Below are 15,283 nucleotides of genomic sequence, written 5' to 3'. Positions count from 1 at the left end.
GAGCTCAGACGGCCGTGCTGCTGCCGGCCTGTTCCTGTGCCTGTGCCTGCACCTGTTCCTGCGCGTCGGCCGGCACGGCCTCCCACGGCTGCCCCGGCACCACCAGAGGACTGCCCGTCACGGGGTCCGGAACCACCACCGACTCCAGTCCGAAGACCTCGCGCACCAGTTCCGCCGTGACGATCTCCGCCGGGCGGCCCTGCGCGACGATCCGGCCCGCCTTCATCGCCACCAGGTGATCGGCGTAGCGCGCGGCCTGGTTGAGGTCGTGCAGCACGGCGACGACCGTGCGCCCGCGCTCGCGGTTGAGGCGCCGTACGAGGTCGAGGACCTCGACCTGGTGGGCGATGTCGAGGTACGTCGTCGGCTCGTCCAGGAGCAGCAGGTCGGTCTCCTGGGCGAGCGCCATCGCGATCCACACGCGCTGCCGCTGGCCGCCCGAGAGCTCGTCCACGGCGCGCTCGGCGATCCCGGCCGTGTCCGTACGGGCCATGGCGTCCGCGACGGCCCGCTCGTCCGCCTCCGACCACTGTTGCCACCAGCGCTGATGCGGCTGGCGGCCGCGGGCGACGAGGTCCGCGACGGTGATGGCCTCGGGCGCGACGGGCGTCTGCGGCAGCAGGCCCAGCGACCTGGCGATCGTCCGGGTGGGGATCCGGGCGAGCTCCTCGCCGTCGAGCAGCACCGTGCCGCGGACGGGCTTCAGCAGCCGCCCGAGCGCGCGCAGCAGCGTGGACTTCCCGCAGGCGTTGGGGCCGATGACGATGGTGACCTCGCCGTCGGGGACGGCCAGGTCGAGGCCGTCGACGACCGTGCGGTCCTCGTAGGCGAGGGTCAGGTCGCGGGCGGCGAGCCGGCTCTCCCCAGGGTTCGGACGCTCCGTCACGCTGTTCCTCCCGTGCGGCGGGTGCTGTGGCCCTTGACGATGAGCCAGATCAGGTAGGGGGCGCCGACGGCGGCGGTCAGCACGCCCACGGGCAGCTGCGTCGGCTCCAGGAGCTTGCGGCCCAGCAGGTCCGCGACGACCACGATGACCGCGCCCGTCAGCGCCGAGGAGAGCAGCGGGATCTGCGCGGTGCGCGTCATGCGGCGGGCCAGCTGCGGGGCGAGCAGCGCCACGAAGTCGACGGGGCCTGCCGCGCCCGTGGCGATCGACGCGAGGAGGACGCCGAGGAGCGCGAGCCCGCAGCGCACCCGGTTCAGCCGCACGCCCAGCGCGGTCGCCGTGTCGTCGTCCATGGAGACGGTGCGCTGCGCCCGGGCGGCCCAGCACACGAAGGGCGCGAGCACGAGCAGCGCGAGGGCCAGGGGTGCGGCCTCGTCCCAGCCGGGGCCGTTGAGCGAGCCCGTCATCCACACCTGCGCCCGCTGGGCGACCAGGTAGTCGCCCTTGGTCATGAACAGGTGGGTGACGGAGCGCAGGGCGACGGCGAAGCCGATGCCGATGAGGACGAAGCGGGTGGCGTGCAGGCCGCCGCGCCACGCGAAGGCGTAGACGAGGGCGGCGGCGAGGAGGCCGCCGGCGACGGACACGTAGGGCAGGGCGGCGTACGAGGTGACGCCGAAGGTCATGGCGCCGACGGTCAGGGCGCTCGCGCCCTGGGTGACGCCGATGATGTCGGGGCTGGCGAGCGGGTTGCGGGCGACGGTCTGGATGAGCGCGCCGGAGACGCCGAAGGCGAGGCCCACCAGCACGCCCACCGTCATCCGCGGCAGCCGCAGCGTGCCGACGACGAGCTCTTCGCGCGAGGGCTCGCCGAGCAGGACCTTCAGGACTTCGCCGGGCGCCGTGAACGACTTGCCGGTGCACAGGTACGCCAGGCACGCGGCGGCCAGCAGGAGGACCAGGCCGGCGGCGACGGCGGTGGCCCGCCGGTGGACGAGGAAGGAGCCGCGCCCGGCCCGGACGAGGGCGTAGCCGGCGGGGCGGGGGCCGGGTCCGTGGGCGACGGCGGTGCCGCTGTGGCCGGCGATGCGGCCGTGGTCGGCGGTACGGCCGTGGTCAGCGGTGCTCATGCGGCGGCCACCCGCTTCCGGCGGACGAGGGCGATGAGGAAAGGGACGCCGATCAGGGCCGTCATGACCCCTGCCGGGACCTCGCCCGGCGGGAAGAACACGCGGCCCGCGGTGTCGGCGGACAGCAGGACGGCCGGGCCGAGGAGGGCGGACAGGGGCAGCAGCCAGCGGTGGTCGCCGCCGACGAGCGCGCGGGCGATGTGCGGCACGGCGAGGCCGACGAAGGCGATGGGACCGGCGGCGGCCACGCCGGCGCCGGTCAGGACGGTGGCACCCAGCCCGCCGGTGATCCGGACGGCCGCGATGTTCTGGCCGAGGCCCTTCGCGACGTCCTCGCCGAGGGCGAGTGCGTCCAGGCCGCGGGCCACGGACAGCACCAGCACCGCGCCCACCAGCAGGAACGGCCAGATCCGGCCCGCCAGCTCCGCGTCGCTCGCGGACAGCGAGCCGACCTGCCAGAAGCGGAACCTGTCCAGGACGGACGCCTGCGTGGTGAGCACGGCCGTGGTCACCGAGACGAGCAGGGCGTTGATCGCGGCACCGGCCAGCGCGAGCTTGACCGGCGAGGCGCCGCCGCGGCCGCGCGAGGCGATGGCGTAGACGGCGACGGAGGCGACGCCCGCGCCCGCGAACGCCCACCACACGTAGCCCGTGAGGCTCTCCACCCCGGCGAGCATGATCGCCAGGACGACGCCGACGGCCGCGCCGTGGCTGATGCCGAGGACGCCGGGGTCGGCGATCGGATTGCGGGTGATGCCCTGCAGGGCCGTGCCCGCGAGGGCCAGGGCGGCGCCGACCATCAGGCCGACGAGGGTCCGCGGCAGCCGCATCTCGCGGACGACGGCGGCGTCCTTGCCGTCGCCGCCGTGCAGCAGGGCGTCGAGGACGCGGTCCGGGGCGACGGGGCGGGCGCCCACGGCGAGGCTGAGGAGCACCGCGACCAGCAGGACGACGACCGCGGCCGCCGTCCAGCCGATGCGGCGCCGGACCAGGGAGGATCCGGGACTGCTGATCGGGACGGCGGCTGACATCGCTTCCACGGGGGATTCGGGGGCCGGAAGGCCGGAATGAGGTAGTTAGGGCAGGCTAAGTGTACGTAGAGGGCCACGCCGGGAGACCGGGGCGGCCCGGCCATCTGTACCCGCCGCGACGGCGCTCAGCCCCCTGCGACGTATCCGGCGGTGCCGAACCGACCGGAGGTTCGCCCGGCACCGCCGGATTCCGCCGCAGTGGCTGATCGCCGCGGCGGCGGAGACGTAGAGGGCCGACCCTGCACAGCCGGGGCGACCGGCCCGGCCGGAGGCGCGGCGACCCGGCCCCGCCGGGGGTGACCCCACGCCGCCGGAGGCGCCCCCGCACAATGGGTCCCATGAGTCCCGCCGCGCGCACGCCCCGCTTCACGGTCGGCTTCGATCTGGACCTCACCCTGGTCGACTCCCGCCCGGGCATCCGGGCCGCGTACGCCTCGCTGGTCGCCGCCACCGGCGTGGCCATCGACATCGACCTCGTCGTCAGCCGGATCGGGCCGCCGCTGGAGCAGGAGCTGGCCAACTGGTTCCCCGCGGAGCGCGTCGCCGAGGCCGCCGCCCTCTACGTGGCCGCGTATCCCGAGCACGGCATCGCGCCCTCGCCCGCCCTGCCGGGTGCCCGCGAGGCCGTCGCCGCGGTGCGCGAACTGGGCGGCCGGGCCGTCGTCGTCACCGCGAAGAACGCCCGCAACGCCCGTCTCCACCTCGACCACCTGGGCATCGAGCCGGACGTGCTCGTCGGCTCGCTCTGGGCGGAGGCCAAGGCGGGGGCGCTGCGCGAGTACGGCGCGGACGTCTACGTCGGCGACCACGTCGGGGACGTCCGCGGGGCGCGGGCGGCCGGCGCGCTGTCGGTGGCCGTGACCACCGGGCCGTGCGGCGCGGAGGAGCTGAAGGCGGCCGGCGCGGACGTCGTCCTGCCCGGCCTCACGGACTTCGCCGGCTGGCTGCGCGGCTACCTGGCCGCGGCCGGGCCCGCCGCGGAAGAGGCCCGCGCCTGACGCCGCTGCTCGGCGACCGACCGCAGCACCCCGGCCCCCGCGATGAGGAATCCCACCCCCATCAGCATGCAGACGAAGTACGCTGCGGGAGGCAGCGGGGCGGCGCCCAGGAACAGCGGGGCGACCGTCGCCAGGGTGGCCACCGCGCCGACGAGGAAGACGATGGCGCCGATGCGTACCAGCAGATCCCCGGCCCGGGGCGTTTCGCTACTCACCCGACCAGGGTAGATGCCTGGGCGTGGGGTGGGGCCGGGGACATCTTGTCACCGGGCCCGGGACCATTAGCCTTGGGGGGTAGCGGGTCTTGCGACCCGCTGTAGTGCTATCAAGAGCTGTTTTTCCGCCGATTGCCATCGATGACCGGTGGTTTCCGACGGTCTCCCCTTCAATTCCCCATTTCCGACGAGATACGAGGACGAGGACAGACGTGCCTACCGGCAAGGTCAAGTGGTTCAACAGCGAGAAGGGCTTCGGCTTTCTCTCCCGCGACGACGGCGGAGACGTCTTCGTGCACTCCTCGGTGCTCCCGGACGGGGTCGATTCCCTCAAGCCCGGACAGCGGGTGGAATTCGGTGTCGTGGCCGGCCAGCGGGGCGACCAGGCCCTGTCGGTGACGCTGCTCGATCCCACGCCCTCGGTCGCGGCCGCCCAGCGCCGCAAGCCCGACGAGCTGGCGTCGATCGTCCAGGACCTGACCACCCTCCTGGAGAACGTCACCCAGCAGCTCGAGCGCGGCCGTTACCCCGACAAGGCCCACGGCGCCAAGATCGCCGGCATGCTGCGCGCCGTCGCCGACCAGCTGGACGTCTGACAGAACGTCTGAGCAGGACGCCTGACAGGACCTCTGAGCAGGGCGCCTGACAGACCCGCAGAACCCGAAGGGGACACGCTCGGACGGATGAGATGACTCAGACGAAAGCGAGCGCGTCCGGGCCGAGGGGCGGTACGAGCCCCTCGGCCGCGGCCCGGGTGAGCAGCCCGCGGACCGCCGCATAGCCGTCCTCCCCGAGCCCGGCCGTGAATTCGTTGACGTAGAGCCCGATGTGCTGGTCGGCGACCTTGGGGTCCATCTCCTGCGCGTGCTCCAGCACGTACGGCCGCGAGGCCTCCGGATCGTCCCACGCCATCCGCACGGACGTCCGTGCCGCCGCCGCCAGTTCGCGCAGCCGCTCCGCGCCCAGCGAGCGCTTGGCGATGATCGCCCCCAGCGGGATGGGCAGGCCGGTGGTGTCCTCCCAGTGCTCGCCCATGTCGGCCAGGCAGTGCAGGCCGTAGTTCCCGTACGTGAACCGCGCCTCGTGGATGACCAGGCCCGCGTCCACCTTGCCGTCGCGCACGGCCGGCATGATCTCGTGGAACGGCAGGACGACCACCTCGCCGACCCCGCCCGGGACCTCCGCGGCCGCCCACAGCCGGAAGAGCAGGTACGCCGTCGAGCGCTCGCTCGGCACCGCCACCGTCTTCCCCGCCAGGGACGCGGGGCTGCCCGCCTCCCGCGTGAGCACGAGCGGCCCGCAGCCGCGGCCCAGGGCGCCGCCGGCCGGCAGCAGGGCGTACTCGCCGAGCACCCACGGCAGGACCGCGTAGGAGACCTTGAGGATGTCGAACTCGCCGCGCTCGGCCATGCCGTTGGTGATGTCGATGTCGGCGAACGTGACGTCCAGGGCGGGCGCCCCGGGGACCCGGCCGTGGGCCCAGGCGTCGAAGACGAACGTGTCGTTCGGGCAGGGCGAGTAGGCGATCTTCAGGGGCTCGCTCATGAGGTGCTCCAGGTCTCGGAGGCGGTTCAACTCTCGGAGGTGCTTCGGGTCTCGCGGGTGCCGCACGCAGGGGAGCTGCCGCACGTATCGGAGCTGCTGCCCCACGTCTCGGGAGGAGCCGCCCGCAGTGCTGCGCGCAGGGCGGCGGAGGCACCGGAGAGGGCTTCCAGGGCGTCACCGATGCGCCACGCGGCGCGGTCGCGCGGGCCGACGGGGTTGGAGACCGCCCGGATCTCCAGGACGGGCACGCCGTGTGCGGCCGCCGCCTCGGCCACCCCGAAGCCCTCCATGGCCTCGGCGAGCGCGGCCGGCCGCGCGGCCACCAGGGCCGCGGCGCGCTCGGCCGTGCCGGTCACGGTCGAGACCGTCAGCACGTCGCCGCGCTGCGCCCCGGCCGCCTCGGCCACGGCGCGCACCAGCGCCGCGGGCGGCCGGTGCTCCACCGTGCCGAAGCCGAGGTCCGTCACGGGTACGAAGCCCTCGGGCGTCTCGGCGCCCAGGTCCGCCGCCACGATCGCGTCGGAGACGACGACGGACCCCACGGCCGCGCTCCGGCCGGGGGTCGTGAAGCCGCCGCCGATGCCCGCGGAGACCACCAGGCCGTAGGGGCTGCCGGAGAGCGCCGCGGCCGCAAGGGCCGTGGCCGCGCCCGCTGCCGCGGCGGCCGGGCCCACGCCGGCGGCCAGCGCGTCGATCACGAGCGGCTCCGGGCCCGGGGCGGGCCGGCGCAGCACGAAGCCCGGCACGGCGAGCTCGACCGGCTCGGCTGGTGCAACCGGCTCGGCCGATTCGCCCGCGCCGCCGGAAGGCATGCTTCCGAGCGCCGTGGCACCGCGGACGACCGCGTCGCGCTCGGCGTCGACGGCGGTCACGACGAGGACGCGCATCAGCGGGACCTCCGGTCCGTCAGGGATCGCCGCCCTGTCAGGGATCGCCGGTCCGTCAGTTGTCCAGCTCGAGCTTGACGCTCCACACGCCGTCCTTGGTGATGACCGACATCATCGCGGTCTTGTCCAGGCGCTGCGCCATCCGGTTGACGAAGAGCTGCTCGCCGTCGAGGGAGGTGTAGGTCTGCTTCAGCTGGCTGGTCTGCCGCTGGCCGTTGCTCACCACGAACCAGTTCTGGTCGGCCATCTTCGGGTCGACGCCCACGCGGACCTTGTCGCCCGGCTGCACCTTGACGGTCTTGACGGACTCGTCGGCCAGGCACTTGGCGAGGGCGCTCTCGGTGAGCTTCTGGCCCTCCTCGTAGCAGGCGGCCTCGGTCGTCACGGTGGTCGAGCCGACGGTCACCGTCGCCAGTGGCGTCGGCTTCTCGCAGGCGGAAAGGGCGACGAGCCCGAAGGCCACGGCGCCGACAGCGGCAGCGGCGCGGCGGCGCTTACCCCGGAAAATCGCAGCGGTCATGCGGGCAGGCTATCGGGCCGCCCAGGTCAGGCCACGCGGGGGTGCGGTGTGCCACGCCGTGCGGCGGTCAGCAGACCCCGTACGGCTGTCGCGACGCCCAGCGCGAGGATCGTGGCGGCGACCGCCATGCCGAGGGTGCCGTTCAGCGGCAGCACGATGCCGACGGCCCCGCCGGCGACCCAGCACATCTGCAGCAGCGTCTCGGAGCGGGCGAAGGCCGAGGTGCGCACCTCTTCGGGCACGTCGCGCTGGATGAGGGAGTCCAGCGACTGCTTCCCCAGCGCCTGGGAGATGCCGGCGACGGCCGCCACGACCACCACGAAGAAGGCTCCGTAGAGCACGGCGGCGGCCACGGTCGTGCCCAGCGACACCGTCAGCACCAGCGCGATCGTCTTCTCGGGGCCGCGCGAGCGCAGCAGCGCCCCTATGGCCGTGCCCAGGGCGTTTCCCGCGCCCGCGGCGACGGCGACGACGCCGAGCGAGAAGGCGGGGCTCAGGCCGCCGAGGGGGTGGACGCGCAGGAGGAAGGCGAGGAAGAAGGTGAGGAAGCCCGAAAGCATGCGCATGGCGCTGTTGGCCTGCAGGGCGTGCAGGACGGAGCTGCCGACGGTACGGAGGCCGGGGGGCTTGGGGGCCTTGTTCCGCTTGACACCGTTATTGCTTTTCTTTCCATTCTTGCCGTTCCTACCGTTTACGTTGCTGCTGCTCCTGCCCGCCAGGGACGCCCGCCGGGGGCGGTGCGGGGGGTGCTCGCCGGAGACCAGCCGGGCCCGCGCCTCGCCCTTGGCCGAGTCGACCTTGTGCGGGAGCGAGAAGGACAGCACCGTGCCCAGGATGAACACGACGAAGGCCCCGTAGAGCGGATATTCCGGTCCCAGCCGGTGCAGCCCCGCGCCGAGCGGGGCCGCCACGCCCGTGGCCAGCAGCCCGCCGAGGGTCACCCGGGAATTGGCCTTCACCAGCGAGATCCGCGGTGGCAGCAGCCGCGGCACGACCGCCGAGCGCACCACCCCGTACGCCTTCGACGCCACCAGGACGCCGAGCGCCGCCGGATACAGCTCCAGGCCGCCGCTCGCCACCGCGCCCGACATCGTCAGCGCGAGCAGCGCCCGCGTCAGCATCGCGCTCGCCATCGCCGCCCGGCGACCGTGCGGGATGCGGTCGAGCAGCGGCCCGATCACGGGGGCCAGGAGGGTGAACGGCGCCATCGTGATCGCCAGGTAGAGGGCCACCCGGCCGCGCGCCTGGTCCGTGGGGACCGAGAAGAACACCGTGGACGCCAGTGCGACGGTGATCAGCATGTCGCCCGCGGAATTCACCGCGTGCAGCTCGATCAGCTTGCCCAGGCCCGACTCGCCCGCGCCGTGCGCGTGTGTCGCCCTGCGCACGCCCCGCGCGGCGGCCGTGAACGGGGCGCGCAGCACGCGGCCGGCGCCCCGGGCCGCGCGGCGCAGCGGACCGCCCTCGACCGACCGGATGGCTCCCACCACGCCATACTGCCCCAACTCGCACCGCGCAGGGCACTTTCGCCGCCGCCGCGGGCCGCGGTCCGGCCGGGCGCGGCCGCTTCCCGGCCGGGCGGGGCAGGGCTCGCCGCGGCCCGGCTATCCCCGGTGGCGCCGAGCGGGGTAGCGTGCGTAGCGCGCCACCGGCGGTCGTTCTTGGCCGCGCTCCGAGTCTCGATCCCGCAGAATGGGAGTGACTAGGTGTGCCCGAGGCCGTTCGGGCGCGGACGTCGACGCGGTCCTGAGGTCCGCTCCGTCCGCCGACCCGGCCGATCGGCTGGCGCACTCGTGAGACGGCGTGGAAGAGAGAATCGATTCTTGTGAGTGCTGCGATGCGAAGCCGTACCCCGGACCGCCTGTGCGCCGAGGCGGTCGACATGGCCCGTGCTGCGGCCGAGGAGGCCGCGCTGCCCGGCACGGTCGGCGAGCATGTCCGGACCGTCGCCGACGGGGACCGCGTCGTCACCCACTCCTTCCTCTGCCTGGACCCCGCCTACCGCGGCTGGCACTGGGCCGTCACCGTCGCCCGCGCCTCCCGCGCCAAGAACGTCACCCTCGACGAGACGGCCCTGCTGCCCGGCCCCGAGGCCGTCCTCGCCCCCGAGTGGGTCCCGTGGAGCGAGCGCCTGCGCCCCGGCGACATGGGCCCGGGCGACCTCCTGCCCACCGACGCCGAGGACCTGCGGCTCGCGCCCGGCTGGAGCGGCGAGGACGTCCCGCCGCCGAACTCCGCCGTCTCCGAGGAGATGGACCGCCTGGCCGAGGCCGAGGACGCCGACGTCGTCCCCGGCTCCCCCGCCGCCCAGCCGGCCGTCCCGGCACGCGGCACGATCACGGCCGTCGCCGAGGAGCTCGGGATGCGGCGCGCCCGCGTCCTGTCCCGCTACGGGCTGCACACCGCCGCCGACCGCTGGGACGAGTCGCACGGCGCGAAGACCCCGATGGCGCAGGCCGCCCCGGCGTCGTGCGTCAGCTGCGGCTTCCTCGTGCCGATCGGAGGCTCGCTCGGACAGGCGTTCGGTATCTGCGCCAATGAGTTCGGCCCGGCGGACGGGCACGTGGTGTCCCTGTCGTACGGGTGCGGCGGCCACTCCGAGGCCGCGGTCATGCCGAAGCCGCCGCGGCCTGCTCCGCCGGTGATCGACGAGACGCTCGTCGACCCCCTGCCCCTGCGTCCCGCACAGGCGGAGGAGGACGACGAGGAGCTCGGGCACTCCTGAGGCAGGCGCGGGGCCCTGCCCTGTCCCTCGTGGCGCCGGATGGCCCGGTCTGCCGTTCGGTGCAGGGCAGGCCCAGGCGAAAATCAGCCCGTCCGGCGTTTGAGGACGAGCGCCCCTCGGGCGCGATACGGCCCCGCTCCGCGGTGCGGCCGGGCCCACGGGTAGGGCACCGTCGGCCCGTAACCCCCGCGCGGTACGTTCTGCCGTAGGAACACCCCTCGGCGGCAGGAGACGACACGTGAGCGGCACGGCAATGGTGCGGGGCGCAGCCGAAGGCGCGGATCCGTTCGGGACCGCCCGCCTGCGGCGCGGCGTGCTGGACGCCTGGGCGGCGTCGCCGGCCCGCTTCCGGGAGGATGCCAACGCCGAGGAGGACCTCGCCCTCGGCGGCTACCGCGACCGCCTCGTCGTCGAGCTCGCCCAGAACGCCGCCGACGCCGCGGCCCGCGCCGGCGTCCCCGGCCGCCTGCGGCTGACCCTGCACGCGGCCGCCGGCAGCCGCCCGGCCGTGCTGGCCGCGGCGAACACCGGGGCGCCCCTGGACGCCGCGGGCGTCGAGTCCCTGGCCACCCTGCGCGCCTCGGCCAAGCGCGACGAGGAGAAGGGCGCCGTGCCCGGCGCCGCCCCCGGCACCGCGGCCCCCGGCAGCGTCGGCCGCTTCGGCGTCGGCTTCTCCGCGGTGCTGGCGGTCAGCGACGAGCCGGCCGTCGTCGGCCGCTCCGGCGGCGTCCGCTGGTCTCTCGCGGAGGCGAGGGCGCTGGCGGCGCGCGAGGCCGTCCAGGCGCCGGCCCTGGAGGAGGAGATCCGCCGCCGCGAGGGCCACGTACCGCTGCTGCGGCTCCCGCTGCCCGCCGAGGGCACCGCCCCGGACGGCTACGACACGGTGGTCGTGCTGCCGCTGCGTGACGGCGCCGCCGAGGACCTGACCTCCCGTCTGCTGGCCGCCGTCGACGACGCGCTGCTGCTGGCGCTGCCCGGCCTGACCGAGGTCGTCGTCGAGACGGACGGGGTCGTACGGACCCTGACGCGCCGCCAGGAGGGCCCGTACGTCCTCGTGGACGACTCCGCGCGCGGCACGACGGCCCGGTGGCGCGTCGAGCGGGCGGCCGGGGCCCTGGACGCCGCCCTGCTCGCCGACCGGCCCGTGGAGGAGCGCCTGCGCCCGCACTGGTCGGTGATGTGGGCGGTGCCGGTGGGCGAGGACGGCGCGCCCGTACGCCCCGCCACCGCGCCCGTCGTGCACGCGCCGACGCCGACGGACGAGCCGCTGGGCGTGCCCGCGCTGCTCGTCGCCACGTTCCCGCTGGAGCCCACGCGCCGCCACGCCGCGCCGGGCGCCCTCACGGACTTCCTCACCGGGCGCGCGGCGGAGGCGTACGCGCAGCTGCTGCGCGACTGGCACCCGGTCGGCCCCGGGACGCTCGACCTCGTACCGTCCCCGCTGGCCCAGGGCGCGCTGGACGCGGAGCTGCGGCGACAGGTCCTGGACCGGCTGCCGGGCATCGCGTTCCTGCCGAGCGCGGCCGGGGGCCCCGCGGCTCAGGAGCCGGCCGCGCCGCGGGCCGGTGGCGGTGGCGGCGTGGAGGGCATCCCGTGGACGGAGGGCCCGGACGCGGCCCGGCACACGCCGGAGCCGGCAGCCGCCCCGGACGTGCCGCCGGCCGCCGACACCTGGGACGACCCGTTCGCCCGCAGCGGCCCCGGCGGCGAGCCGTACGCGCTGCGGCCCGTCGACGCCGAGGTCGTCGAGGGCGCGGGCGCCGAGACCGTCGCCGTCCTCGGCGAGCTCTTCCCGAGCCTGCTGCCCGCCGGTCTGGAGCGCCGCCCCGAGCTGCGCTCCCTCGGCGTCGCGCGCGCCTCGCTCGGCGAGGTCATCGACCGGCTCGCCGGCGTCGAGCGCACTCCGTCGTGGTGGCAGCGGCTCTACGACAGCCTCGCCGGCGTCGACCCGGACCGGCTCAGCGGCCTGCCCGTGCCGCTCGCGGACGGCCGTACGGCCATCGGCCCGCGGCAGGTGCTGCTCCCGCCGCCGGACGGCACGGACTCGGAGCGGCTCTCCCGCCTGGGCCTGAAGGTCGCCCACCCCGACGCCGCGCACCCGCTCCTGGAGAAGCTCGGCGCCACCCCGTCCTCGCCCCGGGCCGTCCTGACCACCCCGCAGGTCCGGGCCGCGGTGGCCGCCTCCCTCGACGCCGACGAGGTGTGGGACGAGGACGCACTCGACGCGGACGCCCTCGCCGAGGTCGTCCTCGGCCTCGTGCGCGACGCCGACCTCGCGCCCGGCGACGAGCCCTGGCTCGGCGCCCTCGCCCTGCCCGACGAGGACGGCGAGCTCGCCCCCGCGGGCGAACTCGTCCTGCCCGGCAGCGCATTCGAACGCATCATCAGGCCCGGCGAGCTCGCCGCATGCGATGCCGCCCTAGCCGAGCGGTGGGGCGCGCAGCCGCTGACCGCCGTCGGCGTCATGGCCGGCTTCGCGCTCGTACGCGCCACGGACGTCGTCCTCGACCCCGACGAACTCGAACCGCGCGACGGCGACTTCGCCGAGCCCGACGACGCCGGGCTGCTGGACGCGGTCGACGTGTGGTGCGAGGACGTCCTCGACCGGCTGCCCGACACCCCCGTGCCGCCCGTCGCCACGGAGATCGTGGCCGTCCGGGACCTCGACCTCGTCGCCGACGACGCGTGGCCCGAGGCCCTCGCCCTGCTCGCCGAGCCGCCGCTGCGCGACGCCCTCACCACGCCCGTGCGCATCCTGCTGCCCGACGGCACGACGGAGTCCGTCCGCCCGTACACGGCCTGGTGGCTGCGCGGCCACCCCGTCCTGGACGGCCGCCGCCCCGCCGGTCTGCGCGTCGCGGGCGGCGACCCGCTGCTGCGCGGCCTGTACGAGCCGGCGGACGCGGCAGGCCTCGCCGACGAGCAGGTCCTGCGCGCCCTGGGCGTCCGTACGTCCGCGGCCGCGCTGCTGGACGAACCGGGCGGCGCGGCCGAACTCCTCTCCCGCCTGGCCGACGAGGACCTCCCGGTGAGCCCCGCCCAGCTGCACGGCCTCTACAGCGCGCTGGCGGAGCTGGACCCGGACGACGTCACCGTCCCCGACGACGTACGCGCCGTGGTCGACGGCACCGTACAGGTCGGCGACGCCACGGACGCCCTGGTCGCCGACGCCCCCGACCTCATGCCCTTCGCCGAAGGCCACCCCCTGCTCCCCGTAAGCCCCGACCGCGCCGCCGCCCTCTCCGAACTGCTGCAGGTGCGCCGCCTGAGCGAGGCGTTCCCGGTGACCGTCCCGGCGGGCGACGGAGAGCTCCGCGAGGTCCCGGAAGACGTCCGGGTCCTGCTGCCGGGCGCGCCCTCGACCTACGTCGAACACGAGGAACTGGTCGTCGGCGGCGTGGAGCTGGACTGGCGGCTCAACCCGGACGACGGCGTCCTGCACGCGGCCACGCTTGAGGGCCTGGCGGCGGGCCTGGCCTGGGCGGCAGGCACCTGGTCCCGCCGCTTCGAGGCCGCAGCCCTCCTGGAGGACCCGACCCGCACGGAGGAACTGGCCCGGGCGCGCTGGTTCGACTAGCCGAAACGGGGCGGGGCGGCCCACCCCTGCACCGCCCCGCCCCGTCCCGTCCCGCTGAGAGGCGTCGGCACCCACCCAGCCAGGCGGTCAGGCCGACTGCGCGGCGAGGCGCGTTGCCAACGCCTGTCGCAGGTCAGTGCAAACGGGTGACATGTGTCGCGGGAGGCGGCAGGTCCGGTGCGACAAGGTCGTGTTGCACCGCGCAGAGTCCGAGCGCCCGGCGACACTGTGCGGCATGAACCGAGTATCCGACGACGACATGGTCCTGGTTCCCGGCGGTTCCCTGATGACCAAGACTCCGGAGCAAGGCCGTGCCCTCGCGCTCATGCTGGCCCGGCACACCATCCACAACATCCAGCCTGACCTGGATGTTCTCAAGGGAGGCCGCCCCAACTACTCCTCCACTCCGGACAGTCTCATCGACGCCGCGCGGGTCGTCGCGATCGAGTTCCAGACCATCGCCGCCGCCAACGGCTACTGGCGCGATTGACTCCTGTGCCGCCGGCAGCGCCCTCGGCAGTGCCGTCAGTCGTCTTTCACGGTGAGGCCGACGTGCTGCGCCAGGACGGGCGCCAGGTCGAACAGCTGGGCCGTGCTGATCGTCGCGCCGTTGAGGGACCCGATCCCGGAGGCGATACCCAGCGCGGTGGCTTCGCGCAGGTCGACTCGGGTAAGCGTGGCCTTGTCGAAGCGGGCCCGGTCCAGGGTCGAGCCGGGGAAGCGGACGTCGGCCAGTGCCGCCCCGCCGAAGTCCACGTCGCGCAGGAGACAGTCGACGAAGACGACGTCCTTCAGCGTGGTCGCGCGCAGGTTGACCGAGTCGAATTTGCACTGGTGGAAGACGGTGCGGCGCATCTCGCCCCCATGCATCTCCACGCCGGCGAAGATGCCGGCGGTGCACTCGCTGTCGAGCCAGGTGGTCTCCGCGAGGTTGGTGCCGACCACGCGGACGGTGTGCAGCCACACCTCGTCGAACCGGGAGTGCCGGAGGCGGCCATGCTCGAAGGTCACCGAGGAGAACGCCGACTCGCTGAAGAGCGCACTGCCTGCTTCCGCCCCCTGAAAGGCGGAGCCGTCGAAGTGGAGCCATTCGTAGGTGCCCGCCTGCTCGAGCTCACCGGCGAAGGGCTCAAGGCGGTGCGCATACGGCAGTGCGGCCAGGTCATGGGGGGCGCCGACTCGCATGGGTTCCTTCCGGGACGAAGGGGTGGGCAGCCCTCGCCGGGGCCCTGGGGCCCGCGGTGAGGGGAGGGCACCATGCTGACGCCGCTCGCGTGGTTTTATCCAATCGGCGCAACGCCGGGAGACGACTCCGAAAGGCCATCGACCGCGACCCCAGAATCTATACAAAAGCGATAAACAAGGCACCTGATCATGCTGCATCGCGCATTCAGGCCCGGCGGCCGCCCATCGCCCGGCGGCACAGTTCTCTGAAATTGATTCTGCGCTCCGCGCCTTGATTGCCGGATCTCCGAGTCCTGCTCACGGGCCATTCTGGACAAACGGAAGGGGGCGTCGGCGCGACGACGATGAGGTTGATGCCGGCCAGGCGGCGGCCGGCACCGGGGTGGCGACGGCCGGGGGCTGCGCCACTGCCGCAGAGTCACCTGCAGCTCGCCCATCAGGCTGATGATCTGAGCGGCCGAAGCGCGCCAACCATGCCGTGCCACCGCCAGGACCTACGCTCAGGCGTGATGGATGAGACAGGGAGGCGACGTGTACAGAAAAGCAGTGCACAGAGCGGGCGTTTGCAGCCTTGTGGCCCTGTG

The 15,283-nt window shown here is 74.6% G+C and carries 14 protein-coding genes; 5 read left to right on the top strand and 9 right to left on the bottom strand.

The window, feature by feature from the left end:
* Window positions 1-4: 4 nt before the first annotated feature.
* From IE241_RS15955 to IE241_RS15945, 3 genes are read right to left on the bottom strand one after another with little or no spacing between them, the layout of a single operon-like run.
* Window positions 5-886: an ABC transporter ATP-binding protein gene (locus tag IE241_RS15955; protein WP_190022391.1), complete on the bottom strand. Its 882-nt coding sequence runs from the start codon at window positions 884-886 to the stop codon at window positions 5-7.
* Window positions 883-2,016 carry a FecCD family ABC transporter permease gene (locus tag IE241_RS15950; RefSeq protein ID WP_190022390.1) on the bottom strand — a complete coding sequence of 378 codons (1,134 nt, stop codon included), beginning with the start codon at window positions 2,014-2,016 and terminating at the stop codon, window positions 883-885. The genes IE241_RS15955 and IE241_RS15950 overlap by 4 nt, the downstream gene beginning before the upstream one ends.
* Window positions 2,013-3,047, bottom strand: a complete 1,035-nt coding sequence (locus tag IE241_RS15945; RefSeq protein WP_190022389.1) for a FecCD family ABC transporter permease — start codon at window positions 3,045-3,047, stop codon at window positions 2,013-2,015. The genes IE241_RS15950 and IE241_RS15945 overlap by 4 nt, the downstream gene beginning before the upstream one ends.
* Before the next feature lie 329 nt (window positions 3,048-3,376).
* On the opposite strand from IE241_RS15945, the gene IE241_RS15940 reads away from it, so the two are divergent.
* Window positions 3,377-4,045 (top strand): HAD family hydrolase, encoded by a 669-nt coding sequence (locus IE241_RS15940; RefSeq protein WP_190022388.1) that lies wholly within the window; start codon window positions 3,377-3,379, stop codon window positions 4,043-4,045.
* Here the strand turns inward: IE241_RS15940 and IE241_RS15935 are convergent.
* Entirely contained in the window at window positions 4,000-4,260 is a 261-nt protein-coding gene (locus tag IE241_RS15935) for a hypothetical protein (protein WP_190022387.1), read from the bottom strand. The two genes, IE241_RS15940 and IE241_RS15935, sit on opposite strands and share 46 nt — an antisense overlap.
* Before the next feature lie 212 nt (window positions 4,261-4,472).
* On the opposite strand from IE241_RS15935, the gene IE241_RS34810 reads away from it, so the two are divergent.
* On the top strand, window positions 4,473-4,856 hold the full coding sequence (locus tag IE241_RS34810) for a cold-shock protein (protein WP_058045797.1): 384 nt from the start codon (window positions 4,473-4,475) through the stop codon (window positions 4,854-4,856).
* A gap of 97 nt (window positions 4,857-4,953) precedes the next feature.
* Here IE241_RS34810 and IE241_RS15925 read toward each other — a convergent pair whose 3' ends face one another.
* From IE241_RS15925 to IE241_RS15910, 4 genes are read right to left on the bottom strand one after another with little or no spacing between them, the layout of a single operon-like run.
* Window positions 4,954-5,805, bottom strand: a complete 852-nt coding sequence (locus IE241_RS15925) for a 1,4-dihydroxy-6-naphtoate synthase (protein ID WP_190022386.1) — start codon at window positions 5,803-5,805, stop codon at window positions 4,954-4,956.
* Between the two features lie 26 nt (window positions 5,806-5,831).
* Entirely contained in the window at window positions 5,832-6,692 is an 861-nt protein-coding gene (locus tag IE241_RS15920; protein ID WP_190022385.1) for a futalosine hydrolase, read from the bottom strand.
* A 55-nt stretch (window positions 6,693-6,747) separates the two neighbouring features.
* Window positions 6,748-7,212, bottom strand: coding sequence for a DUF2771 domain-containing protein (locus tag IE241_RS15915; protein ID WP_190022384.1), 465 nt, complete (start codon window positions 7,210-7,212; stop codon window positions 6,748-6,750).
* A gap of 26 nt (window positions 7,213-7,238) precedes the next feature.
* The gene (locus IE241_RS15910) at window positions 7,239-8,699 is read right to left on the bottom strand and encodes an MFS transporter (protein ID WP_190022383.1); all 1,461 of its coding nucleotides are present in this window, start codon (window positions 8,697-8,699) and stop codon (window positions 7,239-7,241) included.
* 350 nt (window positions 8,700-9,049) lie between these two features.
* Between IE241_RS15910 and IE241_RS15905 the strand changes: the two genes are divergently transcribed.
* The 3 genes from IE241_RS15905 (at window position 9,050) to IE241_RS15895 (ending at window position 14,004) form a co-directional block, all read left to right on the top strand.
* Complete coding sequence (locus IE241_RS15905; RefSeq protein WP_190022382.1) at window positions 9,050-9,937, top strand: DUF3027 domain-containing protein; 888 nt, start codon at window positions 9,050-9,052, stop codon at window positions 9,935-9,937.
* 253 nt (window positions 9,938-10,190) lie between these two features.
* The gene (locus tag IE241_RS15900; protein WP_190022581.1) at window positions 10,191-13,514 is read left to right on the top strand and encodes a sacsin N-terminal ATP-binding-like domain-containing protein; all 3,324 of its coding nucleotides are present in this window, start codon (window positions 10,191-10,193) and stop codon (window positions 13,512-13,514) included.
* Between the two features lie 235 nt (window positions 13,515-13,749).
* Complete coding sequence (locus tag IE241_RS15895) at window positions 13,750-14,004, top strand: hexameric tyrosine-coordinated heme protein (RefSeq protein WP_229899315.1); 255 nt, start codon at window positions 13,750-13,752, stop codon at window positions 14,002-14,004.
* 35 nt (window positions 14,005-14,039) lie between these two features.
* On the opposite strand, the gene IE241_RS15890 is transcribed toward IE241_RS15895, so the two are convergent.
* A complete protein-coding gene (locus tag IE241_RS15890) occupies window positions 14,040-14,699 on the bottom strand; it encodes a pentapeptide repeat-containing protein (RefSeq protein ID WP_190022381.1) in 660 nt (219 codons plus the stop codon).
* Between the last annotated feature and the right edge of the window lie 584 nt (window positions 14,700-15,283).

It is taken from the genome of Streptomyces hiroshimensis (assembly GCF_014650335.1).
Lineage (GTDB): Bacteria > Actinomycetota > Actinomycetes > Streptomycetales > Streptomycetaceae > Streptomyces > Streptomyces hiroshimensis.
Note: the sequence above shows the minus strand (reverse complement) of the source record. Positions and strands in the feature narration are given on the sequence as shown.

Coding starts and splice junctions, on each gene's coding strand:
- IE241_RS15890 (WP_190022381.1), bottom strand. CDS start 14,699: ATGCGAGTCGGCGCCCCCCATGACCTGGCCGCACTGCCGTATGCGCAC.
- IE241_RS15950 (WP_190022390.1), bottom strand. CDS start 2,016: ATGAGCACCGCTGACCACGGCCGTACCGCCGACCACGGCCGCATCGCC.
- IE241_RS15940 (WP_190022388.1), top strand. CDS start 3,377: ATGGGTCCCATGAGTCCCGCCGCGCGCACGCCCCGCTTCACGGTCGGC.
- IE241_RS15920 (WP_190022385.1), bottom strand. CDS start 6,692: ATGCGCGTCCTCGTCGTGACCGCCGTCGACGCCGAGCGCGACGCGGTC.
- IE241_RS15915 (WP_190022384.1), bottom strand. CDS start 7,212: ATGACCGCTGCGATTTTCCGGGGTAAGCGCCGCCGCGCCGCTGCCGCT.
- IE241_RS15895 (WP_229899315.1), top strand. CDS start 13,750: ATGAACCGAGTATCCGACGACGACATGGTCCTGGTTCCCGGCGGTTCC.
- IE241_RS15900 (WP_190022581.1), top strand. CDS start 10,191: ATGGTGCGGGGCGCAGCCGAAGGCGCGGATCCGTTCGGGACCGCCCGC.
- IE241_RS15925 (WP_190022386.1), bottom strand. CDS start 5,805: ATGAGCGAGCCCCTGAAGATCGCCTACTCGCCCTGCCCGAACGACACG.
- IE241_RS15945 (WP_190022389.1), bottom strand. CDS start 3,047: ATGTCAGCCGCCGTCCCGATCAGCAGTCCCGGATCCTCCCTGGTCCGG.
- IE241_RS15905 (WP_190022382.1), top strand. CDS start 9,050: ATGCGAAGCCGTACCCCGGACCGCCTGTGCGCCGAGGCGGTCGACATG.